Here is a 24,983-nt window from a genome sequence, read left to right as displayed (position 1 = left end):
TGACTATCGTTGAATTGGTGGGACATGTTTGTTGGATTTATTTTAGGCGTGGTAGAAGGCCTGACTGAGTTTGCTCCGGTCTCTTCGACCGGGCATATGATTCTAGTGGATGACTTTATGCTTCATTCAAAAGAGATATTTAGCCCTCAAATGGCGAATATGTTCAAGGTCGTGATCCAGCTTGGCTCCATCCTTGCGGTTGTCGTTGTGTTTTGGGATCGTTTTTTCCAGCTGCTTGGGTTGAAGCGCGCTCCAATTGATCCAGAGCTAGGTAGAGCGGGACATTCCAGATTGAAGCTCACACAAGTGCTCGTTGGATTAATCCCAGCAGCAGTGCTTGGATTACTGTTCGAAAAGTATATTGATCAATACTTATTTTCCATCCAGACTGTGTTGATCGGCCTTGTGCTCGGAGCAGTGCTCATGATCGCAGCAGACTGGTTCCGCCCTGCGAAGCCAACGGCAAAGACGGTGGATCAGGTAACATACAAACAAGCATTTGGCATCGGCTTGTTCCAATGTCTTGGTCTATGGCCAGGATTCTCCCGTTCTGGCTCTACGATATCAGGCGGGGTACTGCTGGGGATGAGTCACCGTGCGGCTGCTGATTTTACATTCATTATGGCCGTACCTGTCATGGCTGGAGCGAGCGGATTATCCCTGCTGAAGCATTGGAAGGATTTCTCCATGGATGCGCTGCCGTTCTTCATCGTCGGCTTCATTAGCGCATTCCTATTCGCTCTCATCTCTATCCGCTTCTTCTTGAAGCTGATTAATCGAGTGAAACTCGTACCATTTGCTATCTATCGCATCGTATTGGCAGCCGTCATTTATTTTTTCTTCTTGTAAAGAATACATTCCACAACACAAAAGAGACAAAAATGACTGCAAGATTAGTCAGTAAAAATATTCATAATTTTTTAGAAAACCAGTCGCCTAAAATCAGTTGGCGACTGGTTTTCTAAAAAAGTGATTTATATTATGTTTACCTAACAATAATTAGACCTTAAACATTCTGACTTAAGTATACTCATAATTACACTGTCATAGTACTTGCCATCCCTATATACTTTCTCTCTAAGTATCCCCTCTTCTTTAAAACCACATTTTACGTAGCAATTATATGCGGCTCTATTGAAACTATAAACTTCAAGTTCGATTCGATTCATGTTTAGTGTATTAAAGCAAAAGTCCCGTAGTAATCGTAAAGCCTCGGATCCATATCCTTTCCTATGTAGTTTTTTTCTCCCTATAACAATTTGTAATGAAACAGATCGACTATACCAATCAAAATCAAATAAATCAATTTGTCCTATATATTCAAACGTATTAATATCGGCTATTACAAAACCTCTTATTTCTGCTTTTCCATCCATAATTGTATTTAAAAATTTTTCTGTTGAATTTCGTGTCTTGGGATATATAAAAGATGATCCTAAGGTAGAAGTTATTTCAGGATCATTCACCCAATTCAAAATATATTCAATATCTGCTTGTTGATATTCACGTAATATCACCTTTTCACCTATTATTACAGACATACACACAAAAACCTCCATCGTAAGTAATTCACCAGTGAATCTTTCCTACTCCATCCATAATTTCAATTTCAACCCCAAATTTTCTAGAAAGTTGAGCTACATTATGTAAAACCTCCATATTAGAGGTTAGTTCAGGCCATCCTCTTTTATATCTTGGTTTTTCAAAACCAAGATCAATAGGATACAATGCCAATTCGCGTAACTCTCCATTTTCCATTTTCCAATATGGTATTAGAGATTGCCAAACTTTATAGTCTCTCGATAGCCCATTTAGCCCGATCTCTTCCTTTTTATCAAAAACATCCGCAATATTATGTTCGTGACCTAATCCAAACTTATCATAAAAATCTGATGGCTGAGAGGTTATTGATTCATTTTGAAATATAAAATTACCTAAGCTATAAAATATAGGTCGGTTTTTGTAAATCTCTATCCCCCGTACAATATGTGGTCCATGGCAGATAATTGCGTGTGCTCCTTCATCTATACATTTTCTCGCAAAATTAACTATGAAATCTGCTGGTTCTTCTAAATCATCAGAATTCGGTTGGTGTGTGTGAATGCTTAAAACAACATAATCTGATTGCCTCTTAGCTTCACGAATTGAATTGACGATTCTATTTTCATCACGGGGATCTATTTTTATGATCGTTGACTCACTATCCCCTTCTTGGAAAATATACTCACCAAATGGAAACCAACAATCGGGATGTTCTTTCATATAGCCTTTATTCGTAAGAATTTGATAAGCTGAATTTATTTTACAGTTCTCAGCAATTTCTTTTAATTGTTTCATATGTGTTGCATTAATCGTATATATCGTATTCAATCTCATCGGATTGATACCTGGTCTACCAATCATGTCTCTTCTTTGTTCTCCTGCAATCCAAGTACGATCAAAATTAGACGTTGTTGCGATTAACGCAACTCGATTATTATTCGTCTCCAAATATCTTGGTTCACTTGCACTTGCCAAATTATTGCCTGCACCAGCGTGTACAATCCCATACTTGTTTAATAACTGTTCAGTAGATCTTAATCCTCCATAAGAAAAATCAAGCGTATGATTATTGGCCCAAGCTACCAAATTAAATCCATAGCCTAGTAAATCACAAAACATTTCTGGGGATGCTGAACTCCAAGTTCCCCCACTTACAGCCGAGGGAAAAGATTCTGTACTTTGTACCGTTGTTTCTAAATTAGTGAATCTGACATCCCCTAGTTGAATAATAGATTTTATATTATCCATACTAACATCACCACTAGGCAACCTCCGCGTAATCAAACTATCCCCAGTTGCCGTAAACGTAATTGAATTACTCAAGAAAATCATTCCTTCTACATTTTTCAAATTTCTATATCGCTTGTTTGCCTAACTCCTTTCACAGGAGACATTACTAAAAGAAATACAGCTCCCAAAGATAAACACCCTGCAGTAATAATGGTTTCGCGCAATCCAAATAACATCCCACTGAGCCCTCCAAGTAATGCTCCAATTGGAACAGCTCCTCGACTTATAAACACCTGAGTAGCGTTAACTCGTCCCATAATTTCATTTGGCGTAACCGCTTGTCTAATACTCACTTGACTAATAAAGAACACAGTATTACCCATAGATATAAAGAATTGTGATATAGATAATATTGCTATATTTACAATTATATATTTTGTTACTATAGCAACAATTAAGAATCCTACCCCTACAATTACGGTGGAAATGAGAATAGTATTTCCAGTTCCTATCTTTTTAACGAGTTTATTAGCAGTAAAAGCCCCTAATAATGCCCCTAAACTGCCTACTCCAAATATAATACCTAAAATGCTAGCGTCTATAGAAAACACAGTCACGACATAGAGCATGTAAACAGCATCAAATGCACATCGAGAGAAGTTCAAAATTGCCGTGGACAAAGAAATCGTTCTTAAAAATGGATTAGTAAATATATGGTGAAACCCTTGACTTATCTGCTTGAGGATCGTGTTTTTAGTTGCCGTAGGTTCCTTTTCATCTATATTAATTCTTTTAAAAAAGAATATAGATACAAGATATGTAATAATATTTATAAAGAGAGAAATAGGCGCGGATAAAACATGAATAATTACACCTGCAATACTTGGGCCAACAAATTGTGTCATCGCTCTAGAAATCTCCAGCTTGCTATTACCCTCAGTTAAGTCATTTTTGCTAATAATTGATGGTAATACTGAGGTGTATGCAAATTGAAATACCATTGAACAAGATGCTGTAAAAAAAGAAATCGCACACAAAATCCAAATATTCATCACATTAAGCCAGTTAAACAGAGGAATGAGTAAAAGGAAAAACGCTGTAATAAGATTCATATTAATTAATATTGGAACTCTCTTAATCCGATCTATCCAAACTCCAGCAAATAACCCAATAAGAAAGTATGGTGCTGTAGAGGAAGCTGTGAGTAAACCCATTTGAAAAGCGTTTGCATCTAACAATATTACTGCTATTAGTGGAATTGCAATGTAAGAGATTTGAGAACCTAAAACTGAAATAGTTTGACCGATCCAAAGTTGTCTAAATGAATAATGTCCCCACAATCCCTTTAGCACTTCGATATTTTTTTTTGAAGTCATAAATATAGATTCCTTTTATTGTTTTTAATGAAAATCATGAAATTAAACTAACATTCTGCTAACCCAATCTCAATGAATTGCTGTAGTAATTGATATGCATCTTCTTCATTATCACTTGATTTAGGCTCGATATTATCATTATTTAATAACAGCGTTTCTGGGAATAAATATATTTTTTCAAACAACAAATTTACTATATACGTTATTTCCCGTTCCTCTTCAATTACACTTATACATTTGACCCATGGAAGTAACCTTGTATTATATTTTCCGGTACTATCGGTTGTCTCATTTTTCTTTTGAATCTCTGTATTTAAAGCTGGTTTAACTTGATGCAAGATTTGCATCATCCACTTTTTCCTCTCCTCATAATTGGCTCCTTCTTTATACTCTATTTCATATCCCATTCTTCCCATGCCGTAATTAATTACCTTATTACCTATAAGAATGTTACTATTTTTTTTAATTTCTAATCCAACACTTGCCGTTTCTTCTCTCTCTGTTAAGAATGATTGTGGTTCTGCTACTAACATTTGAATTACATCAATACCCAATTTGTTCTCATTTTTTTTCAAAAAATGTAACGATTCTTTAGCCTCTTCTTCTGTCTCTGTGGGCAAACCGCCTATTATATTTAATCTCAGCTCTAATTCAGCATCATAGATATTATCAACGATTTGTTGAAAGTTTGCTGATGTTACCCCTTTATCAATAATATCTAAAACTCTTTGAGAAAACGTTTCATATCCAACTGACAGTTGGGTACAGCCCAGATCTTTCAACTCAAAGCACAGTTCTTTATCTAGAAACGTATCTTCAAGCCTACAACGTATGCTAAATTCAGCTTTATAACCACGTTCTTTCAGCCTTTTCATTGCTTTCATAATTAATTTGATATTAGTATTCTCATCAACAAAATTTATACGTTTTATACCATATCTCCCAATCAAAAATTCAAACTCATCTGCAATTTGGCCAATTCTTTTCTGCTGGTAATTGCGAGTACTTCTTGATCTATTTCCATATGAGCAAAAAGTACACCTACCCCACGAACAACCAGCACATGAAATAACCCCTAATTGCATTCCATGTGACATGTAGTTCCTGATCGGCAAACCATCAAAGTCTAGAATTGGCTTTTCGTTTATGTGTAAATTTGAAACATGTAGCTTTTGCTTTACCTTAGAAATACTTGTGTCAATAATATTCGGAATATTGGAGTAAACTTCTTCGCCATTTAGATATTTATGTAGCATTAACAGCGTCTCTTCTCCATCACCAATTCCCAAATAATCAATATACTTTTTTATGCACTTCAAATTAATCATTTTTTCATGAAAAAGAGTTATTTGAGGCCCCCCAAATATTATCTTTACGGTTGGACATATACTCTTAATTATTTTTGCAGCTATCAGACTAGGAAACACTTGACTATAGAAGGCCACAGAGATTCCTACTATTTGATAATTGCCATTCTTAATAATTTCTTTTATGTCAGACAAAAATTCTCTTCCAGAAATATCATTGATCATAAAAGCATTAAATTTAATAACTTCATTATCTATATCATCAAAAGAACAAAATTCCTTTTTTAACAATGATCCTTCTAGAATCATCTCAATTATTTTTCTTACAAAGTCTAACTCATATCCTTTCAGATGCTTATTCCTTTTATCTTCATTCTTTTCGAATATATATCCGTATATAGCCTCATAGTTTGATAACATAAAATCACACATGTGCCTTCTAATTTCTATCGCTATCCTCGATTTATCGCCGAGTTTACTAATAATTATGTCTCTATATTCAAGAATTGATTTATATGAAGCTAGTTTTTGACTTAGTTTAATATTTAAATCCTCTTGAACTACAGAAACCCCATTTTTACGCAAATAAGAAGTTAGCATAGGAAGACTTAAATAAGGAAAAAATCTAGCTTCAGTTAACGGCGGAAAGATAAGCAGAATGTCTCTATCACTGATCATTTAGCCCTCCAACATGAAAATACGAATTATTACAATCATACAGATTCAACTATATACTCACGATTAAGGCATCCATTTTAACAACAAGCCTCTATTACACCAACTATGTATATTGGTATTTCTTGATTTATATCTAATAGAAACATATATAAAGAAGATGTTGCTAAACAGCAACACCTTCTTTATATAAAATATACATATCAATCTGGCCAATGATAGTTAAACTTTTGTCCTTCAATTGCTGTTCCTTCGATGATAATTTCTTTCATATAGTCCACCTCCTTGTATTTGAAATGTTAACGTTCACATTTACTAATATACCAATTTCTTCTTTTTTAGTCAACAATATTTTCCATTATTCATTATCCCCCATACTAGAACACAATTCAACGTTTCATTTGAATAAAATAGCTATACTGAACAGATACAACATCAATTTTTCACAGTAGAAATGAAATAGAGAAGGAAAAAAGTTTAAATAAAAATTAAAATAACATTGATTGAGAAGGAGTAAACACATTAGTCATATATCGAGTGAAAGTAAATTCTTCACGTCCACAGAGCAGCTCACCATTAGCAACGCAAAAACACCTACAAGGGTATCACTCATATTTTACGATAATAAGAGCGACTTCTTGAAGGTGTATTGATTTACCTCACACTATGGAGTTAATCCTAATGTAATGACCTATCTTATTAAACTCTTTTTTCACTGTCTATTAATACATTATTAACTTACTTTTTCTAGCTGCTAATCTCAAAATAGAAGTCATCCAATTCGACTTTGGCATCTTCAAACAACTGCTGTAGCTCGTCGCAGTAGTTACCGAGTTGTCGTTTACTTGCCTCGTAATGCGTCCAACGAATCGTGAGTGGAAGTGACTGAGATTCAGTCAAACAATCCCATAACGCATCCAAATTCCGTCCATAGTAATTAGGCAATTCTAATACCTCGCTAAGAACATCATGCAGCTTCGTAATCGAGGTTAAGAGTCGTCCATCCAATTCAATAATTTGTCTGGTCATCGCTCTCCATCCTTCCCTTTCATCTGCTGGAATGTATCATAATGATCCTCTGTTTTATAGATCAGCCCGTCATTTGAGAAGAGAAGACGATCTTTCCCACGGAATCCCTTGGAGTAGTTTATATCTGCTTCATACCAGATGCGCCCCTTCTTCTTCTGCAGCTTGCCTTCTCGATTGCGGAAGATGTCTCCACCAATGCTCTTTCCTGGAGCTACTTCATTTAGATTGCCTTCCTTCGCATTCCAGCCCAGCTTCTCTGCATCCTTTTTCGTGATGAAATTATCAGGCAGAGAATGATTCTTCCGTATATAACTCGCCACTTCCTCGAAATCTGTAAGGGGCTTCGATTGGGCAGGTTCGTTAGTCTCTACTGTTGTCGAAGGGCGATCTGTCGCAACCTTCTTCTCACTATCAATCTGTGTCGTGCCGCACCCTGCCAGTACCATCAAGGTAAGGAACAGGACGAACAGCGATTTCATCCATCTCAACGTATAATTCCCTCCATATGTCTATCTTACAGCTAGTGTGATCAGGCACTATTGTAACATGAATGAGCAATGAGAATAAAATTCTCTTAATTCTTATTATGTAACGATATCGAAGTAGAGATTTGGACAAGGTTAATGTGTAGATATTTTTCATGTAAGCGAACAGAAGGCATGTCTATTTACCAAATTAAAAAAGAAAGTCCAGCAAATTGCTGGACTTTCCGAGAACATCATCCTGCTCGATTATTGAATTTGAATGTTAGGAAGCGAGTACGAGAAATCACGGTAAGGCGACATATCGAAGCCTTGAACGCGTGCGTTCGTTGCGTACATATCTCGACGTTGGTACATGTAGATGTAAGGAAGATCTTCGTTCAACTCTTTATAAATAGAATGGAAGATTTCTTTACGCTTCTCAACATCAAGCGTCGAATTGGATTGAATAAACAACTCATCGACCTTCGGATTACTGTATCCGATGTCGTTCTGGTGGCCCTTCGTTGTGAATACATTTTCAGAAGATTGCGGATCTGGTGTTAAGGACCATGCCATGAACAGCATGTCGAAGTCGCCCTTCTTACGCTTGTCGATAACCGCGTTGAATTCCATTTGGTCAGCAATGAATTCAATGCCCAGATCGCCATAATTCTTCTGTGCAATTGGAATAATTGCATCATTGACTTCACTAGGAGTAGAAGCCGTGAAGTGAATGACGAACTTCTCGCCATTCTTCTCACGCTTGCCGTCAGCGCCAACTTTCCATCCAGCTTCGTCAAGCAATTGCTTAGCCTTCTCCAGATCGAAGTTGTACTTCGTTACATCATCTGTGTAAGACCAGGATTGCTTGGATTGTGGAACGTCGATAGGATCTGCATAGCCTTGGAATACCGCATCTACGATTTCTTGACGGTTCAAGCCGTATGCCAACGCTTGACGTACACGCTTGTCCTTGAACTTATCCAACTTATGGTTGAAAGCGATGTAGCCGTAGCCATTTGTACGGTACAAGGTGGTATCCAAGAAGCCCATTTCCTTCAATTGCTCAACTTGGTCTTTGGATACTGTAGGTTCATCCATGTCCGTTTCACCCGTTTGCAGCAATTGAACGTTAGTCTCGGCTGTTGTAAATTTATAGATCAGCTTCTCTACCTTAGGCTTGCCCAAGTAGTAGTTCTCATTTGCCGTAAGCTGAGCTTCTTGTCCAGCTACGAACTTATCCAACTTGTAAGGGCCTGCGCCAACTGGCTTCGTGAACAAATCGTGCATGTAGCCCAGGTCACCTTGCTTGTAATCCTTGCCATAGTAAGCCTTAGGCATGATTTCCACACCACCGATTGTGGAAAGTGCTAACGCGCTTACTTCTGTAGTCGTGAATTCAATCGTCAACGGATCGATTACCTTGATACCTTCAATGGAAGATACTTTACCGTCGCGGTATTCTTGTCCACCCTTAATATGTGCATTCTTCACGATATCAGATGGTCCATCGTAAGACTTATCATGTAATATTGTTAATGTAAACGCTACGTCTTCTGCTGTAAGAGGCGTACCGTCACTAAACTTCAAGCCTTCCTTCAGCTTGAATGTATATTTCAGATTGTCAGGAGACACTTGATAGTCATCCGCCAATGCTTTCTTCAATGTACCGTCTTTATCATACTCCAGCATCCCCTTGAACAAGGAACGCACTAAATAAGCATCATATGAAGTCTCCGAGTAAATCGGGTTGAAAATACCCTTAGGAGCTGTAATACCGAGAATCACCATATCTTTACGGTTGTTGGCCAATTCTGGAGACTTGGAAGGATCTGCGGCCTTAATGACACCCTCAGAGACGATTTCGCCTTCCCCTGCCGCATCATCTTTCTTCTCTTCTTGGCCAGAACCCTGCTCATTCGATTGTGCATTCTTCTCTGGTTCCTTCGCTTTGTCGCTGCCGCACGCGGACAACGCGATCGATACAGCAAGAAGCGTACTCAAGAACAAACTCCACTTCTTCTTCATACAAAACTCCCCCTATTTCTGGAATAAATCCAATGATGTGATGTTTTTTATGCACTATTTTAAACATGGAAGCAGCAGCAAAAAAACGAGATTTCCGATTATTCTCCAAATGATTTTTTGCATATATATCCACTTACCATAAATAGGCATCTCAATATTTCTCACTATACTACTTTATCTATTTTATTTTGTAAAGTAGTTTTTTAGATTTTCTTGCAGGAGTAGTCGTGGAGAGGATTTTCATACAGATCGATATTCCCACGGAAGACATATGAATAATTAACCATATGTCTGAAAACAAAATACATTATTACATAAAAAGGGATCTTGTCATACAAGATCCATAATAGTAATTATTTGTTGTGATATTATCTTCTTACTCACCTTCCGAATCCATCTCAATGGATACGGCATGAGCAATACATGGTATGCTCTCACCTTGTTGATATGAGAGTGGCGACAGCAGTGAACCGGTGGCCACAATTAACATTCGTTTCAATTGACCTCGAATCATCCGCTTCATCAAGTGCCCATAGGTGACAACAGCAGAGCAGCCGCAGCCGCTCCCTCCAGCTTGTACGGCTTGCTTGTTGCGGTCAAATATCATTAAGCCGCAATCATCGAATACGGTATCCTCCATCGATACCCCGGACTGCCTCAATAAGTCTGAAGCGATAGGATGGCCCACGGCGGACAAGTCTCCGGTTACGATCATGTCGTAATAGCTTGCCTCTCTCCCGGTGTCAGTAAAATGCGCCCGCAAGGTATCCACTGCGGCTGGCGCCATAGCCGCCCCCATGTTGAACGGATCGGTTATACCTAAGTCAATGACCTTCCCAATTGTAGCGGTGGTTACCCGCGGCCCACTCCCGCGATTGCACAATACCGCAGCGCCGGCCCCGGTTACGGTGAATTGTGCCGTCGGCGGTTTCTGGGAACCGTACTCCGTAGGGTAACGGAATTGCTTCTCCGCTGTACAATTATGACTGCATGTTCCTGCAAGAGCATAATGCGCATTCCCGGAATCAATAATCATCGCTGCAAGCGCAAGTGACTCCATGGAAGTTGAGCATGCACCGAATACGCCAATATAGGGAACAGACAGAGTTCGAGCCGCGAAGCTGTTACTCGTAATTTGGTTCATCAAGTCCCCACCGATAAAATACTCGATATGGCTTGTGTTAACGTTCGCTTTCGTGATCGCAAGACTCGTTGCTTGTTCAAGAAGCTTGCGTTCTGCCTTCTCCCAGCTCGTCTCGTAAATATCAAGCTGTTCGTGGATAAGGTCATAATCAGCGGCAAGCGGCCCCTGCCCTTCCTCAGGCCCAACGATGGCTGAAGTGCCTATAATATAAGGAGCTCGCTCGAATTTCCAAGATTGCTTACCTACTAGCATGAAGCCACCTCACTTTATCGCATACCTTCGATTATTGGATGAGTAATGGTCGTACCTTCTCAATAATGTGCTGCAACGTGCGAGAGCACTGTCCATACATTTGTTTTGCTTTCTCATCTTCCGTTGACAGACAGAACATTTCCAGATCAGCTTCGCACTTTTTCATCGTTGCTAACGTATTAGCCCGCTTCTGCGGAATCGTAACTTTAATTTGATCGTTGAAGAGATCAACATACAGCTCCCCGAAGCTATCTACTTGGCCAAAATATACATCCTGAACCGCCTTTACACCAAGCGAAGTCAGCTGCTCGCTCAGCCACTTTTTATCGCGGCCAATCGTTGCAAGCGGCTGCTCCATAACCTGCCCGTCCATAATAACCACTTGCGGTTCATACTCAGGTGCGACCTTAATCCCTAGATGTTTTGGAGTAAAGGGCATATTTTCACTTTTGAGCAAAACACTTACGTCACCACTTGATTCCATCATCGCGAATTCCACATCAGCTACCTTGAATACATCCTTCATGCGAAGCTTCAGCATCAATTCATCAGAGGTCAGGCGTTCCTTTTTTAAGTTGTCTTCAAGAATTTTACCATTCTTGATGAGAACTGTAGATTTGCCGTCAATCCAATCCCGCATCGTCTTGCTCTTCAATTGCAAGAATTCGATCCCGAATGATACTGAAGCCCACACACCCAGCGACACAATCCCAAGATACCAATTGTCCTCCAAATCCAAGGAAACATACGCAGCAAGGCTTCCGATCGTGATGCCGGTTATGTATTCAAATACGGATAATTGAGTAACTTGTCGCTTCCCTAACATCTTCGTTATCAGGAACAAGACAACGACCGCAACCAAAGTTCGAAGCGTGATTTCCAGCCAAAGTGGCATCATACATCCTCCTTGATAAGAAAAAGTTCCATTCCACTACGTCATTATTTGTAGATGCTCATGATTTTATGAAGTGAGTTAATTTAATTATTGGAGGTATGGCTGTTCCTCTTTCGGGACAAATTATCCTCTGTAGTTTGGAGGAGGAAGGGAGGTGTACAGCATGACAGTTGGATCTCAAGTGAAAACATGCTTAGCTTCGTTAAAAGGTGTACAAGCTGACTTGGAGTCTTTCGCATTGGCCACTCAGAATCAAGAAGCAAAGCAATTATATACGAATGCCGCAGAGCAAACGCAGCAGATCGTCGACCAAGTGGAAAACCGAGTGCAGCAATTAGAAACGGAGGAGCCTCAATATAAAGGCTTCTAATCCTAGCAGAACATACAAGCCATGCAGGAAATGCATGGCTTATTTACATAACAGACGTGATGCAACCCGTCAAACGTCCAATCACCTCCACAGTTTCCTTCATACACTTATACGGTAATACATCATAACCAAACGAAAGGGGATTTGAACATGTCTGATGTAAGAGGCTGTGGAAGCTGTGGTTTCGGTGGATTTGGCTTTACCAGCACTGGCGTTATCTTGGTACTTTTCATTTTGCTCGTAATCATAAGCCGTTCTTTCTTGTTCTAAGAGCTGCGCCCAGGCGACCACCCAGGCATGCTTGGGTGGTTTTCCTTTTGCCATCGACGTCGTTATCCGTTCTCCGGAGCAGACCAATACGGATAAGATGAATCATAATATTCTTCAAGCGTTATCCTCTGTGCTGTCAATAGAGCGGACAATTTCTTCCCAACATAACGGATGTGCCATGGCTCATATTGATACCCTGTGATGTGCTCTTTTCCTTTTGGATACCGAACAATATACCCATATTCATGTGCATGATTCTGCAGCCATTTTGCCTCTTTCATGTCCGCGAAGCAAGCTTCCGCTGCACATCTTCCATCGCTGCGCGTGAGATCTACGGCGAGCCCTGTCTTATGTTCGCTATGCCCCGGTTCCGCACAATACAACTCCGCATTTTTCTTGCCATAACGCCGTACATTGCTATGATATATGGCCGTCTGAGCAGCATGCGATCGGTAGGCAGATACACCTGCCAAATAATTACCGTCTTGTCTAGCACCAGCGATTAGCTGCTCCAGAGCTCTAGCTGCTTCCTTGCGCAATTTGCGCTTATCTACCCGCTCGTCAAAAATAAAGGGTGCGTTTGGATAAACCAGATCATCTGGCCGGTAATCAAGAGGGAGTTCGTGAAATTTATTAACGAGGATCCCGATACTGCCGATTCTAGCCTTATCCATTTTGACATTAAGTTCACTTGGGATCTGATGCATCTTCAACATCGTATGCTGGAATGACTTCAAATCATCCAGTTGCATCGCGACAACATCGATTGCTTGTCTTGGATGAAGAGCGTTCATCTGTGTCTCAGTCACTGTCACTTCATATCTTGGGTGTTCCATCCCTTGTATCCTGCAGCTGCTGCATAATGGAATCAATAACAGCATGGACATTACTCGTGCAAATCGCAATCCATCACCCCCCATCGCCTATCGTTAGTATGGATCGATGAGACATGATTCATGTGAGCCAATTAGCAGTTGTATGCATGAAAAAAGAGCCTGCTGTGTGCTCGTCCATTCGCACTTGGCAGACTCTTCATTCTGTTTATATTTAATTTAGTTAAATGAAATAAAGTGCTATGCTTCGACAGAAGCCGGTGCTGCTGCCGCTTCTGATTCTTCATCCCCTGCCTCTTCAATGCCCCGCTGTGTAACAATGGAAACCAATAGCTCATTCTTATGGGACAAGAGATGGATATGTTCTGGAATTTGCACGTCTTCCACCAACATCTTACCACCTATGCCCAAATGGGAAATATCCACTTGAATCACAGAAGGAAGATGTGCGGGCAGACCTTCGATTTCCAAACTTGTTTCTTGCGTTTGCAAGATACCGCCTTTTTTGACCCCAGCAGGTGTACCGATATATTCTATTGGCACATGAATACGTATTGGGTGATTTGCAGATACCTGTTGGAAATCTACATGCGTATAAGCACCATCTTGTTTGACAACGTCTTTGATCAGCGCTTGGACTGGCTTCATGCCTTCCACCTGCAGTTGGAACACTTCTGTCCGGCCAACATGTGCAAGCTTGACGAAGTCTCTTGAATCGACATGCAATGCAGTACTCTCGATATCCGCACCGTATACGACGCCCGGGATCCGGCCTTTCTGACGTAATTCACGAAGGGAAGAGCGAGTAAAGTCCGTTCTTCTCTCTGTTTTCAGTTGATAAGTTTTGCCTTGTGCGTTCATATTGAAACTGCCTCCTTGTAGCAATCCTCTCACTTCACCAGAGTGACGTCCTGCGATGTGTGTTGCAGGACATGTCTATTATTAACCTCATTAATCTTATTTGAAACAACTTTTCAGAATTTTTTCGCAAATTTTCTGAAAATAGAGATATATCCTGATCGCAACTCCTTTTCTGTCATTTCACATAAACAATGCCAGCATTCGCAAGGAACACTGGCACTGGCTCTCGTATGCTTCTATTTCCACTGAATATGCTGTAACGAATATCGTGCTGTGATATGTCCAACTACTTCTGTGACACTTTAATTTGCATTATGCTCTGCAAGAAACTTCCATACTTTACGGTCACAACAGCGGTACCCGATTTATTCGCCTTCACCATGCCTGCCTCGTTAATGGACAACACCGAAGGCTGATTGGATGTGAAGCGAAGATCATTCGTCAACTCCACTCGATTCCCACTCTTGCCAACTCCGAACACCTTCAGTTGCTGTTGTTTCCCCGCTGTCATATTCGTATCGCCCTTCAACTCAATTGAGACAAGCGGTTCATTCCAGATCCATTTGGATTGGCTAGGCGCACTCTCGTTGTGCAGACGGTCAGCCGCCGTAACCGCATACGTATATTGTTTGCCTAGCTCACCTGTCGTATCAAGGTGAAATTGATATGCGCCGTTTATTTTACGTATCGTCTTCACGATTTGCTTCGGATCATTGACATTAATCGACTCGCCGCCCTCTGCCCGATAGATCACATAGTAAGCAGCCGAGCTGTTCGTAACGTCCTCCCATGACAGGTGAACTCCTTTATCGGTGACATGTGCAGTTGTAAGCTTCGGTACAGATGGAGTATTAGCTGGAAGCCACGGCATCTCTGGCACAAGGGCTTTATACCGGTAACTGTCCCCGCTTAGTCGATCCTTCAACCCAAGCGGATTATTGAGAATATCGACGGTGCTGAAATGCATGCTCCCCTTTACCGTATCGAAGTTGAGCAGGTATTTCAATTGATTTGGAAGCTCATCGGGATTGAGCCAGGCTGGCGTGTTCGGATCATTCACCTTGTAATCGGCGTGACCAACATAGAGCTGTGTATGTGTTCCTTCTGTTTCCTTCACCCACCAATCCACAAGCTTCTCGAAGGCTGCAGGAGTAAAGCCAAAATACCAGTAAATCTGTGGCGTAATGTAATCAATCCATCCCTTTTGAATCCACAAGCGTGTATCTGCATAGAGGTCATCATAATTCTGAACCCCAGCTGTTGTATCCGAGCCTGTCGGATCTGTCGCTTTGTTGCGCCATACGCCGAATGGGCTGATGCCGAATTTCATATGAGGCTTCGCCTGCTTCATTTCTTTGGACAATTCCTCAATGAAGGTATTCACATTATTGCGTCTCCAGTCCGTAATATCGGAGAAACCAGCTCCATACTGCTGGTAGGTCGCGCGATCAGGGAACTCTACCCCATCTACCTTATACGGATAGAAGTAATCGTCGAAATGAACCGCGTCAATGTCATAATTGTTGACGACCTCCATGATGCTGTCCATTACGAATCGCTTCGCTTCCGGCACCCCTGGATTGAAGTAGAGCTTGCCGCCATAAGAAACTACCCAATCTGGATGCAATCTTGCAGGATGGTCGGGAACTAACTTGTTGATATCTGGCTGCATACTTACACGATACGGATTGAACCATGCGTGGAATTCCATATTGCGCTTGTGTGCTTCATCAATCATGAATTGAAGCGGGTTATAGCCAGGATCCTTGCCCTGTACGCCAGTGAGCCACTCCGACCAAGGTGCATATTTAGACGGATAGAAGGCATCTGCAGTCGGTTTAATTTGCATCACAATAGCATTCATGCCTGCTGTTTCTAATTCATTGAGAAGATTAACAAAGTCTTGCTTCTGCTCTCTTTCCGTAACTACGCCTTCACGCGGCCAATCAATATTGACGACGGAAGCAATCCAACCCGCTCGCAATTGCCGCTTAGGCAGGATTGTATCCTTGTTCACGACAAGTGTGAAATCAGCAGTCTTGCCTCCGTAAGCAGCAGTTATGGAGCTAATGCCTACTTGAAGAGCCATGACGTTCCCGCTAGCATCTATCGTTGCATTGTGCGGCTGACTGGATTTAAACACAACGCCTGTCGATACTTCTGAGGAAGAGCCATCGGAATAGTATGCTGTCACCTTCCCTTGCAGCGACTCACCGATAGTCATTGCATGCAAGCCGGTCAGCTCAAGTCGTTCCAGCTTCGGCTGAGGCACGGATACCTTCAATTCATAAGCGGAGGAGAATTCGCCATATACCGCCCGCATAACAGTCGTTCCGTTCGCTTGTGCAGTGACCATACCAGCTGCATCAATGGAAGCAACCTCCGGATTGCTGCTATTGTAGCTAACTCCTTCCAGCATGGATACAGGCTTCGCAGCACCTTCATATCGCGCCAATGTATGGGTCTTCACGCGCTCACCTATCTCCATAGCTGGTGCTCCATACAAGTTCAACTGCTGAATGACTGGAGCGGCTTGGCTGACGACTACATCAACTACGGATTCTGGTGCTTGCATGTAGCGAGCCGTTAGTCTTGTGCGCCCTTCGGCCACAGCAGTAAGTGAATTGTCTGGATTTACAGCGACAATGGAAGGATCATCACTGATAAGTACGGCTTCCTTCGTCACATCTACTTGTTCTGCTTCACCAGCAGAAGTCGCTAACACCTGAACCCGTTTTGTTTCTCCTACCTGCAAAGGAGGCAAGCCGATCATCGTTAGCTCATATATATTTGTCGATCCATAAATAGCTCGCAGGCTATCAAAATAAATAGCGCCGCTATTTTTATTCCGATCATTCGTTTCTACCACATAGAGCTGATTCAATTTGATAGGCTGAACAAGATTAGTAGGCAAACTCGCAGTAACGTACCTCCAGCCATTCCAGCTGAGCCCGCTGCTAGTAGTAAGGTCAATCGTGGGCTTCGCTCCGCCAGCATCCTGCAGTTGACCTCGCAGCCAGTGCTTATTTCCATCCCCATACACCCACACTCCGATTGAAGATGGATATCCTTTTATTTCACGCCCTACTCCCCCAGATGCGTTCAAGAAATTCAGATAAGCCGCTGATGTTCCCGTCGTTTCCGTGAAATCATAGGTAAGCTTTACTGCATGTTCATCATGTTGTACCGGTTCCGGTCGTGAGGTTAGAACCGCCTTAACAGAACCAGGGACTACTCTTACTGAGGTTGCAGACAGCTGTTGAAGCTGCTCGAAGTCTTCAATAATCTGGGATGAAGCCGTACTGCCTGATGCGAGCGGTTCTGCCTGCGCTTCAGATGACGATAAGGATGAAGAGGATAAATCAGAGGAACTCATTGCGGAAGCGTTTACAATTGTGCTGAACATAAGCACGACCGACATCATCGACATGAGTAAGATACGAGCCCGGTTCCTTGCAAAATACAATGTTAATTCCCTCCCTTTGGATATCGAGTAATGAGAACATCATCGTATGTCGGCTCTAGATGAATGAAATTTTATTTCAATCTTTGAAGCAGTTTAAGTTTAAAATATTTCAAACCGAATGTATATAGCGACAAAAGTATACTTTTGTCTAATGAATAGGACTGGGGACGTAATTCGGTATCACTGTTCTCTGTGGCTGAAAATGAATAAAAATACCCCAGCAGCTGGCAGCGCGGGCTCATAAGTACCGTTACGACTTACGAACCAGCCTAGCCAACGCTAGGGTATTACTTGAGTATCGAGGTATCTGGCTATTGGAAGCAACCACGTTAACAAGATTGTTCATTCGTAGATTGCATCCTTCCATTGTTACTCCACGCGGTACCATCGCTGTCCTGTACGCAGATTGTAATAAACCGTTACCTTTTTCCCTGTTGACGGGTCGATACTAACTTCCGAAGTCTTCTCGAAGCCTTCCGGCACATGTTCATGTTCATTCGCTTGGTGACGGCGATCTCGGAAGGCCGAGACGATAAGAAACACAATAAAAAAGAGCAGCTGCAATGAAAAATAAACAATCAAAAACGTAATCATCTTACTTCTCGCTTCGGCCGAAGCGTTACAGCCGTGCCGTATGCAACAATTTCGCTCATATTGGTTCCGACTTCACCAGAGTCAAAACGCACCATAATGACAGCATCCGCACCCATTGCTTGTGCGTTCGATACTAAGCGATCCAGCGCTTGCTTCCGTGCATCCTCTAGCATTTCCGTATATTGAGTGATTTCGCCTCCTACCAATCCTTTGAATGCAGCAGCGATATCCTTCCCCAACCCTCGTGCGCGAACGGTCAGCCCGAATGCTGTACCGAGTACTTCCTTTACTTCATAATTGGCCACTTGCTCTGTCGTTACGATAATCATCGTCAATACTCCTCCTCAACCGCCTTTTCTAGACGGAAACCCATAATGAATCATAATGTATCTATAGTACGGTTGAGACGATCCTTGCGTTCAATCTTCATCATTATTTATTTTAGTTTACATAATTAAGTTTATATGATTAGATAAGTGACCCTATCTCATCGATTTTTCACGGTAATTATTACATTACTTTTCGCTTATAGTAGACGCGTGTCCATAGGAAGATGGCGTTCCCGATTAATAGGATAGTAAATTGCAATCCGCTATTCCCCTTGACAGTAAAATCATACAGCCCCCATATCAGCAATGCGATCGTATAGAACATGTAGCCGTTCTTCGCTGACTTGTCATTATGATAACGTTCCATTTCATCTTGCTTTCTCATCGTGATGCCTCCTCATAAGTAAACAACTGATCGACTGTGACCTCTAACGTTCGTGACAGCTTGAACGCTAGCGCTAAGGTTGGATCATACTTATCATTCTCAATCGCGTTAATCGTCTGCCGACTCACTTCACACCGCTGAGCCAGCTCTTGCTGTGACATGCCCATTCGCTTGCGCAGCTCTGATATCTTGTTTTTCATAACGAGTTCTATCTCCTCAAATGTAAAAAACATTTTACATCTTTTATTATAATGATCAATAGTCTTATGTCAAATACTTTTGACATCCTATCATTCGGTGACATTCTTATTCTTTACCCACATTGCAATCAAATGGATAGCCCGCTCCATTTCTTCAAAGCTTGCGTAAGCGTACGATAGTCGGAGTTGATGCTTGCTCGAGCGATCATAGATATGACCTGGATTCAGCAGAATTCCACAAGCTAGCGCATGCTTGAACAAGGCTTCGATTGCAATTGACCTATCCATGGTCACCCATATGTAAAAACCGCCTTGGGGAACTCTCCATGCTGCAAAAGATGACCAATACTGTCTCAACTGGTCAAGCAAAAAGTCTCTTCGCAAACGCAGCTGAACACGAATGTGTTGCATGCGCGACTCGTGAAGACCCGATCGGAGCCACTCCGCCGCAACTTGTTGCGATAATGAGCTGGAGCCGTAATCCATCTGCATTTTAATATCTGCCAAGCGTTCTATCACCTGCTTCGAACCAACAATCCAGCCCATTCGCAGGCCAGGGCAAACACACTTGGACATCGTTCCTACGTAGAGGACTTGTCCATGCTCATCCATAGACTTCAATGATCGTGGCGCCGGGGCATCCAGCCATAACGCTTCGTAGGCACTGTCTTCAATAATCGGCAATCCAATGCGATTGCTAATGTTCATTAATGCTTCTCTTCTGTCCTGCTCCATCACCGTACCCGTTGGATTATGGAAGCTTGGTATCGTATACAGCAGCGAAGCCTTATACTGTAATGCATACTGCTCCAGAGCATTCACTTGTATACCGCCTTGATCCATTGGTACACCAACCATTCTTAGTCCGGCCGATTGGAAGGCATGAATAGAATATAAATAGGAGGGCTTCTCTACGAGCATCGTTGATCCACGACCAACGAGGCCTGCTGCAATGAGCTGCAGTGCTTGAAGTGCCCCCGAGACAATCAATATCGAATTAGGCGCGGCTTCGATGCCTTGCACCGACAACTGCTTGCTGAGCTGTTCTCGCAGCGGATAGTGCCCAAGCGGCTGTTCATACCCAAGTGATATTCCATGATCGATTACACCGCGTATCGTTTTCTCCATCTCTTTTGTTGGCAATAAGTCAGGGGCAAGCTCACCCGTGCCCATACGAATCATTTGCGGTGAGAATTCCATGTTATTTATCGTCTGAATAATCGGTAAATTGGGATAATGTGAGCCTTCTTCCACATACGCATTCCAATTCGGCAGAATAGGAGACATGCTGTCGACACGATGGGCCATGTCCGATATAACTGTCCCCCCTCCGCTATTCCCTTCAATAAACCCCGCATCAGTCAAGCAATCCAAGGCCGCCACCAGCGTGCTGCGATTCACACCCAATTGCTTCGCAAGCTCACGCTGTGCAGGGAGTCTCGCACCCGCTTCCCATTCCTTAGACAAAATTTTAGATTTCATATAATGCTCGATTTGTTTATACAGCGCGATCGATGAGGATCGTTCGAGTCTCCAATCGCTGTAGTCAATGCTGCACGTCTTTGGCATATGTTCCTCTCCTGCACCAAGTTGATTGATAAGCTTATTATAGAATTTGGTTGGTCAAGAACTCAACCAAATGGTCGGGGACAATTGTAAATTGCTGCGTTATGATATTGTCTTAGAACCGGTTCTATTGATGATGACATACGGAGGTAGATATCAATGGTCGAGGCATTCGTTCACGGAATATTGCTCGCACTTGGCCTTATATTGCCGTTAGGCGCACAAAATGTGTTTATTTTCAATCAAGGGGCTTTATCTAAGCCGTTCGTAAAGGCCATCCCTGTCGTGATAACAGCGGCATTATGCGATACCCTGCTTATTCTAGCCGCAGTTCAAGGCATCTCGCTATTCATCTGGAAGTGGAAATGGCTTCAATACGGACTGTATCTACTGGGATTCTTCTTTCTGTTATTTATGGGTTGGAGTTTGTGGAAGTCGTCAAGCAAGTTGAATGGCAGTCAGGGAAGTGCTATGAGTATCCCGAAGCAAATGATGTTCGCCATGTCCGTCTCTCTTCTGAATCCACACGCGATTCTCGATACGATTGGCGTTATTGGAACGAACTCTTTGCAATATTCTGATAAACTCAAGTGGATGTTTACGATAGCCTGTATCGCAGTATCGTGGCTGTGGTTCCTGGGACTAGCTGTAGCAGGTCATTTCACTAATAAAATCGATGCTGACGGCCGCATCCTCACTTGGTTGAACAAGATATCCGCAATTACCATTTGGTTGATTGCGGTATACATGTTGGTTCAACTGCTAACCGGTGGCCTGACTGTAATTGGATAACTGCGATCCTTATATGAGGAACGTAATACAAGCAAGACTCCCTGCTCTTCCAGCGAGCAGGGAGTCTTGTTCATTTTTAAACCGTAAAGATTCGAAGTTCTTCTTGCAGATCTTGCATTTTGCGATTCAATAAGGTAGCTGTATCCGATATTTCTTCCACAATAGCAAGCTGCTCTTCGGTCGATGCGGCAACACTCTGTGTATTCAGTGAGGAATCCTTTGCTATGGTAGCAAGGTTGTCCAAAGTGGCAGCAACCTCCTCACTTCCAGCAGACATTTCTTCAGCGGCTGCCGATACTTCTTGAATTTGCTCCGTGACCTGCTGCACGGATGTCCATATTTTGTTGAAATGCTCCCCAGCCTCCTGCACAATCAAGGTACCTTGTTCAGCCTGCTCCGTATTTTCTCCCATCGCTTCGGCCAGTTCCTTCGTATGTGCAATTACCGTATTCAGCATCTCAGCAATTTGTTCCGTAGAGTCCTTCGTTTGCTCTGCAAGCTTGCGCACCTCTTGGGCAACAACGCCGAAGCCTCGTCCATGTTCGCCTGCCCGTGCCGCTTCAATAGATGCATTGAGCGCCAATAGATTGGTTTGCACCGCTACATTGCCAATGATACTGACGATATGCTCTATCTTCTCGGATTGATTCAACAAAGACCGCGTAATCCCTTCAGAACGACTGACGGAATTTCTGATCTGTGCCATTTGCTTCACCGTCAGCTGGACAACCTGATTGCCTTGATCAACCGACTCTGTTGCGTCGATGCTCAGTTCTGATACGGCAGAGGATGATTCAGCAATCCGCTGGATGCCGATTGCAATTTCCTCCATAGCAGCCTTACTTTCTTCAGCCCCTTGCATCTGCGATTCTGAACCAGTTGCAACCTCTTGAATAGAATTGGATATTTCATAGCTAGACTGAGATGTTTGCGTGGCGATTACCGTTAGTTGCTGTGACGATTCCGCGACCTGATCAGCGGTCGTCTTGACATTGGTAACCAAGTGCTTGATTTGAGCAATCATCGTGTTAAAACTATCAGATAGAACGCCGATTTCATCTTTCGAGCGAACCGGAATAGATACCGTTAAATCGCCGGCCGCCACTCTCGTGGACAGAACGGACAGCTGTGTAAGCGGCCGAACTAATCGGCGTATTAAGAATGCGATCACGATAATGAATATGATACCTATCGATGAGCCGATACCAATAATTTTCCACAACATGGCATTCAGATCGCCGTCAATCTTCTTATTATTGAAATCTACGGCAAACACCGCTATCGTCTCATTCCTGTCATTATTGATCGGCTTCAGCACCGTAATCCATTCGCCATCAAGATCTTCATAGATGTCACTAAAGCCAACACCTGTCCGCTCCATCTCATGGATCGCATCGACAAGCTCTGGCTTGATCTCATACTCGCTTCCTGGCGCATTTCCAAATTCAACGAAGGAATCGTTGCCTTGAAGCACCTTCAGATAGAACTTTCCATCACGTTCCGTGAAACCGGGAGCAAGCAAGTACGAATTCGAAATGAAATTGTCGCGTACCATGCTGTTCAAGCTCTCCTGAATCCAAACAATATTCTTATCCTTTGCATATTGTGAGGAATCCATTGACTTGAGCTTGTTAGCAGCTCCTGCAATACCCTCCTTTTCTATCTCGATATTCTTCGTAAGCGTAGTATGAAGGGATAGTAATTCATCATTATAGATTCTTCGCTCCATCATATATGAGGATGATATGAATACAATAGACATGACCATAAGAAGAACGGTCACGACGATGATAGATTTCATCACTAAGCCTTTGTTTTTCATTCAATAGCCCCCTAGTTGACTGACAAACAGGTTATATACAGGAGTTCTTTCCATTCGAATCCTTATTGCCTATAAACCTTGTCCGTATTTACTGACCAATCAGTCTATGTCAATGAGCTATATATCGTCATTTTTCGACAAAAATGAATAGACACGTTTAAAAATGTTGTAGATATTTTTCAGAAAACAAGAGCATATATATCCGAGTAAGGAGAAAAAACGTCCCTTTTAAACGAAGTCATCTACAAAAAAAACATCCTTGCCTAAATAATCGGCAAGGATGTTGATGGTAAGATTCTGCATGCACAGACAACATAACTACGAAGCACTAACTACTAACCAGATAACGCCATATCAATTCGATATTGAGTCGCTTTTACACATTTTTTGCAAACTTTAAGAGATGTGCCATCGCTTTTTGTTTGCGTGTACAATACTTTAATCCGTGTGCTTCCACACACTGGGCATGTTCCCCGTCCATGTGATGGAACGTTCCATAATGCTTTACCGCGTTTTGTTTTAGCCATTTCGTTTCCCCTTTTTCGTATCTATTATCGTAAATGTGGTGTGGCTCCGCGCGCTTCGCGAACGTCCTTCACCACCTGTTTCATAGCTTCTATAGCATCTTTTTCAATTTGTTGGGCAGAGATAAGAGTGGTCACCATCTCGTGACATAGCCCCTCTTCATGCGCATCATTCCAGTCGTGTCGTAATCTTCGGAGGATTGCAACAATATCATCGTATAAGTCAGCTAGAACTCGATATTTCTCTGCCAGTTGCTCCAGCCCATCCATCGATTGCTTCATATCATGCAAATAACGAGCAATGTAGTGCTTGAAGGTACGATACATGGACAATGTTTGCTCCGCCCCATCCCAATCCGCCGTACCCGACTGGATTTCCTCTATCATTGCATCATAAGCTTGTTCGCCACATGCAAATTGCTCTGGCGGCAAAATGCTATCATGCTGCTCCCATTTATAAATCGCCTGCACCAGCGATTCCGTAATCAGATCACGTACATCTATGGAAATGCTGCGCTTGGATATCCGCTGGATAAATACAATCGACGAATTTCCCGTTTGCCCGAGTGTCTGATAAGACACCTTGCATCCGCTATTCCCGCACGAATCTACTGCGAAAAAACACTGCTGCGCTTCGTCATAGCCATAGATCGTGTAGTACTGATCGTGCCAATAAATGAGTCCAACACCTTCTTGTAGAGAAAGCTTCATTTCTTCGATTGCATACTTACGAGAGACCGGGAAGACCGGATCTGTATTGTAGCCTGCATACGTCTCTGAGTAGAGACCAAGCAAATCCGCAGCAACGAAATGTTCGGCAGGCCAGTTATAGGCCGTCACAGATATAGCATCCAACTGACGATGAACGGACATGCGGAAGGCCAATGATGACATACACGCAATCGTATGCTTCGGATACGTGGTTAGCCCGCCGGCCAGCAGTACACTATGGAAATGATCGATAAACGTTTTTGTTTCCGGTACGATTTTCATATTTTCAAGGATAATAGACGTCATCTCTTCACCTGC

The 24,983-nt window shown here is 42.3% G+C and carries 24 protein-coding genes; 4 read left to right on the top strand and 20 right to left on the bottom strand.

Translation table 11 applies throughout. The annotated features are described in order from the left end of the window. Nucleotides 1-9 precede the first annotated feature (9 nt). A complete protein-coding gene (locus BLS15_RS06875) occupies nt 10-849 on the top strand; it encodes an undecaprenyl-diphosphate phosphatase (RefSeq protein WP_021253794.1) in 840 nt (279 codons plus the stop codon). Nucleotides 850-989: 140 nt separating this feature from the next. Here the strand turns inward: BLS15_RS06875 and BLS15_RS06870 are convergent, their stop codons facing one another. The 9 genes from BLS15_RS06870 to BLS15_RS06830 form a co-directional block, all read right to left on the bottom strand. Further along, complete coding sequence (locus BLS15_RS06870) at nt 990-1,541, bottom strand: GNAT family N-acetyltransferase (protein WP_021253795.1); 552 nt, start codon at nt 1,539-1,541, stop codon at nt 990-992. Between the two features lie 28 nt (nt 1,542-1,569). After that, nucleotides 1,570-2,865 (bottom strand): CapA family protein, encoded by a 1,296-nt coding sequence (locus BLS15_RS06865; protein WP_090510972.1) that lies wholly within the window; start codon nt 2,863-2,865, stop codon nt 1,570-1,572. A gap of 23 nt (nt 2,866-2,888) precedes the next feature. Further along, nucleotides 2,889-4,148, bottom strand: a complete 1,260-nt coding sequence (locus tag BLS15_RS06860) for an MFS transporter (protein WP_090510616.1) — start codon at nt 4,146-4,148, stop codon at nt 2,889-2,891. Between the two features lie 47 nt (nt 4,149-4,195). Continuing rightward, nucleotides 4,196-6,133, bottom strand: coding sequence for a B12-binding domain-containing radical SAM protein (locus BLS15_RS06855; RefSeq protein ID WP_090510613.1), 1,938 nt, complete (start codon nt 6,131-6,133; stop codon nt 4,196-4,198). Between the two features lie 744 nt (nt 6,134-6,877). Continuing rightward, entirely contained in the window at nt 6,878-7,159 is a 282-nt protein-coding gene (locus BLS15_RS06850; protein WP_021253799.1) for a barstar family protein, read from the bottom strand. Beyond that, nucleotides 7,156-7,647 (bottom strand): ribonuclease domain-containing protein, encoded by a 492-nt coding sequence (locus BLS15_RS06845; RefSeq protein WP_254777296.1) that lies wholly within the window; start codon nt 7,645-7,647, stop codon nt 7,156-7,158. Before BLS15_RS06845 ends, BLS15_RS06850 begins: the two co-directional genes overlap by 4 nt. A 243-nt stretch (nt 7,648-7,890) precedes the next feature. Then, the gene (locus BLS15_RS06840; protein WP_021253801.1) at nt 7,891-9,651 is read right to left on the bottom strand and encodes an ABC transporter substrate-binding protein; all 1,761 of its coding nucleotides are present in this window, start codon (nt 9,649-9,651) and stop codon (nt 7,891-7,893) included. Between the two features lie 376 nt (nt 9,652-10,027). Continuing rightward, a complete protein-coding gene (gene spoVAD / locus BLS15_RS06835) occupies nt 10,028-11,047 on the bottom strand; it encodes a stage V sporulation protein AD (protein WP_021253802.1) in 1,020 nt (339 codons plus the stop codon). A 31-nt stretch (nt 11,048-11,078) separates the two neighbouring features. Continuing rightward, complete coding sequence (locus BLS15_RS06830; protein WP_021253803.1) at nt 11,079-11,942, bottom strand: DUF421 domain-containing protein; 864 nt, start codon at nt 11,940-11,942, stop codon at nt 11,079-11,081. Nucleotides 11,943-12,105: 163 nt separating this feature from the next. On the opposite strand from BLS15_RS06830, the gene BLS15_RS06825 reads away from it, so the two are divergent. Continuing rightward, nucleotides 12,106-12,312, top strand: coding sequence for a DUF1657 domain-containing protein (locus tag BLS15_RS06825; RefSeq protein ID WP_021253804.1), 207 nt, complete (start codon nt 12,106-12,108; stop codon nt 12,310-12,312). A 150-nt stretch (nt 12,313-12,462) separates the two neighbouring features. Then, nucleotides 12,463-12,582: a sporulation protein YjcZ gene (locus BLS15_RS29375; protein WP_194483580.1), complete on the top strand. Its 120-nt coding sequence runs from the start codon at nt 12,463-12,465 to the stop codon at nt 12,580-12,582. 62 nt (nt 12,583-12,644) lie between these two features. Here BLS15_RS29375 and BLS15_RS06820 read toward each other — a convergent pair whose 3' ends face one another. The 8 genes from BLS15_RS06820 to BLS15_RS06785 all read right to left on the bottom strand — a co-directional run bounded on the left by BLS15_RS06820 (nt 12,645) and on the right by BLS15_RS06785 (nt 20,819). Continuing rightward, nucleotides 12,645-13,418, bottom strand: a complete 774-nt coding sequence (locus BLS15_RS06820) for a M15 family metallopeptidase (protein ID WP_254777295.1) — start codon at nt 13,416-13,418, stop codon at nt 12,645-12,647. A 237-nt stretch (nt 13,419-13,655) separates the two neighbouring features. Next, on the bottom strand, nt 13,656-14,276 hold the full coding sequence (locus BLS15_RS06815; protein ID WP_090510607.1) for a 50S ribosomal protein L25: 621 nt from the start codon (nt 14,274-14,276) through the stop codon (nt 13,656-13,658). Nucleotides 14,277-14,562: 286 nt separating this feature from the next. Beyond that, nucleotides 14,563-17,742, bottom strand: coding sequence for a glycoside hydrolase family 10-like protein (locus BLS15_RS06810; RefSeq protein ID WP_051614140.1), 3,180 nt, complete (start codon nt 17,740-17,742; stop codon nt 14,563-14,565). Nucleotides 17,743-18,111: 369 nt separating this feature from the next. Continuing rightward, on the bottom strand, nt 18,112-18,336 hold the full coding sequence (locus BLS15_RS06805) for a hypothetical protein (RefSeq protein WP_021253808.1): 225 nt from the start codon (nt 18,334-18,336) through the stop codon (nt 18,112-18,114). Beyond that, on the bottom strand, nt 18,333-18,665 hold the full coding sequence (locus tag BLS15_RS06800) for a YbjQ family protein (RefSeq protein ID WP_021253809.1): 333 nt from the start codon (nt 18,663-18,665) through the stop codon (nt 18,333-18,335). The genes BLS15_RS06805 and BLS15_RS06800 overlap by 4 nt, the downstream gene beginning before the upstream one ends. A gap of 181 nt (nt 18,666-18,846) precedes the next feature. Then, the gene (locus BLS15_RS06795) at nt 18,847-19,050 is read right to left on the bottom strand and encodes a hypothetical protein (protein ID WP_021253810.1); all 204 of its coding nucleotides are present in this window, start codon (nt 19,048-19,050) and stop codon (nt 18,847-18,849) included. Beyond that, a complete protein-coding gene (locus tag BLS15_RS06790; protein WP_021253811.1) occupies nt 19,047-19,250 on the bottom strand; it encodes a helix-turn-helix transcriptional regulator in 204 nt (67 codons plus the stop codon). Before BLS15_RS06790 ends, BLS15_RS06795 begins: the two co-directional genes overlap by 4 nt. Before the next feature lie 90 nt (nt 19,251-19,340). Further along, nucleotides 19,341-20,819 (bottom strand): aminotransferase-like domain-containing protein, encoded by a 1,479-nt coding sequence (locus tag BLS15_RS06785; RefSeq protein WP_090510605.1) that lies wholly within the window; start codon nt 20,817-20,819, stop codon nt 19,341-19,343. Nucleotides 20,820-20,975: 156 nt separating this feature from the next. Here BLS15_RS06785 and BLS15_RS06780 point away from each other — a divergent pair, with 156 nt between their 5' ends. Further along, entirely contained in the window at nt 20,976-21,608 is a 633-nt protein-coding gene (locus BLS15_RS06780; protein ID WP_021253813.1) for a LysE/ArgO family amino acid transporter, read from the top strand. A gap of 76 nt (nt 21,609-21,684) precedes the next feature. Here BLS15_RS06780 and BLS15_RS06775 read toward each other — a convergent pair whose 3' ends face one another. From BLS15_RS06775 to BLS15_RS06765, 3 genes are all read right to left on the bottom strand, one after another. After that, entirely contained in the window at nt 21,685-23,430 is a 1,746-nt protein-coding gene (locus tag BLS15_RS06775; RefSeq protein WP_028533016.1) for a methyl-accepting chemotaxis protein, read from the bottom strand. Nucleotides 23,431-23,765: 335 nt separating this feature from the next. Next, complete coding sequence (locus tag BLS15_RS06770) at nt 23,766-23,957, bottom strand: hypothetical protein (protein ID WP_021253815.1); 192 nt, start codon at nt 23,955-23,957, stop codon at nt 23,766-23,768. A 24-nt stretch (nt 23,958-23,981) separates the two neighbouring features. Next, entirely contained in the window at nt 23,982-24,971 is a 990-nt protein-coding gene (locus BLS15_RS06765; RefSeq protein WP_021253816.1) for a hypothetical protein, read from the bottom strand. Nucleotides 24,972-24,983: the final 12 nt, after the last annotated feature.

Source organism: Paenibacillus sp. cl6col (assembly GCF_900102125.1).
Lineage (GTDB): Bacteria > Bacillota > Bacilli > Paenibacillales > Paenibacillaceae > Paenibacillus_B > Paenibacillus_B suaedae.
The sequence above is the reverse complement of the archived record's forward strand: the minus strand, read 5'-3'. Positions and strand labels throughout refer to the sequence as shown.

What these genes read in the sequence shown, in the direction of transcription:
- spoVAD (WP_021253802.1), bottom strand. Translation starts at nt 11,047, where the DNA reads ATGCTAGTAGGTAAGCAATCTTGGAAATTCGAGCGAGCTCCTTATATT.
- BLS15_RS06800 (WP_021253809.1), bottom strand. Translation starts at nt 18,665, where the DNA reads ATGATTATCGTAACGACAGAGCAAGTGGCCAATTATGAAGTAAAGGAA.
- BLS15_RS06805 (WP_021253808.1), bottom strand. Translation starts at nt 18,336, where the DNA reads ATGATTACGTTTTTGATTGTTTATTTTTCATTGCAGCTGCTCTTTTTT.
- BLS15_RS06795 (WP_021253810.1), bottom strand. Translation starts at nt 19,050, where the DNA reads ATGAGAAAGCAAGATGAAATGGAACGTTATCATAATGACAAGTCAGCG.
- BLS15_RS06860 (WP_090510616.1), bottom strand. Translation starts at nt 4,148, where the DNA reads ATGACTTCAAAAAAAAATATCGAAGTGCTAAAGGGATTGTGGGGACAT.
- BLS15_RS06770 (WP_021253815.1), bottom strand. Translation starts at nt 23,957, where the DNA reads ATGGCTAAAACAAAACGCGGTAAAGCATTATGGAACGTTCCATCACAT.
- BLS15_RS06855 (WP_090510613.1), bottom strand. Translation starts at nt 6,133, where the DNA reads ATGATCAGTGATAGAGACATTCTGCTTATCTTTCCGCCGTTAACTGAA.
- BLS15_RS06780 (WP_021253813.1), top strand. Translation starts at nt 20,976, where the DNA reads ATGGTCGAGGCATTCGTTCACGGAATATTGCTCGCACTTGGCCTTATA.
- BLS15_RS06815 (WP_090510607.1), bottom strand. Translation starts at nt 14,276, where the DNA reads ATGAACGCACAAGGCAAAACTTATCAACTGAAAACAGAGAGAAGAACG.
- BLS15_RS06850 (WP_021253799.1), bottom strand. Translation starts at nt 7,159, where the DNA reads ATGACCAGACAAATTATTGAATTGGATGGACGACTCTTAACCTCGATT.
- BLS15_RS06840 (WP_021253801.1), bottom strand. Translation starts at nt 9,651, where the DNA reads ATGAAGAAGAAGTGGAGTTTGTTCTTGAGTACGCTTCTTGCTGTATCG.
- BLS15_RS06775 (WP_028533016.1), bottom strand. Translation starts at nt 23,430, where the DNA reads ATGAAAAACAAAGGCTTAGTGATGAAATCTATCATCGTCGTGACCGTT.
- BLS15_RS06830 (WP_021253803.1), bottom strand. Translation starts at nt 11,942, where the DNA reads ATGCCACTTTGGCTGGAAATCACGCTTCGAACTTTGGTTGCGGTCGTT.
- BLS15_RS29375 (WP_194483580.1), top strand. Translation starts at nt 12,463, where the DNA reads ATGTCTGATGTAAGAGGCTGTGGAAGCTGTGGTTTCGGTGGATTTGGC.
- BLS15_RS06870 (WP_021253795.1), bottom strand. Translation starts at nt 1,541, where the DNA reads ATGTCTGTAATAATAGGTGAAAAGGTGATATTACGTGAATATCAACAA.
- BLS15_RS06825 (WP_021253804.1), top strand. Translation starts at nt 12,106, where the DNA reads ATGACAGTTGGATCTCAAGTGAAAACATGCTTAGCTTCGTTAAAAGGT.
- BLS15_RS06765 (WP_021253816.1), bottom strand. Translation starts at nt 24,971, where the DNA reads ATGACGTCTATTATCCTTGAAAATATGAAAATCGTACCGGAAACAAAA.
- BLS15_RS06785 (WP_090510605.1), bottom strand. Translation starts at nt 20,819, where the DNA reads ATGCCAAAGACGTGCAGCATTGACTACAGCGATTGGAGACTCGAACGA.
- BLS15_RS06790 (WP_021253811.1), bottom strand. Translation starts at nt 19,250, where the DNA reads ATGAAAAACAAGATATCAGAGCTGCGCAAGCGAATGGGCATGTCACAG.
- BLS15_RS06820 (WP_254777295.1), bottom strand. Translation starts at nt 13,418, where the DNA reads ATGGAACACCCAAGATATGAAGTGACAGTGACTGAGACACAGATGAAC.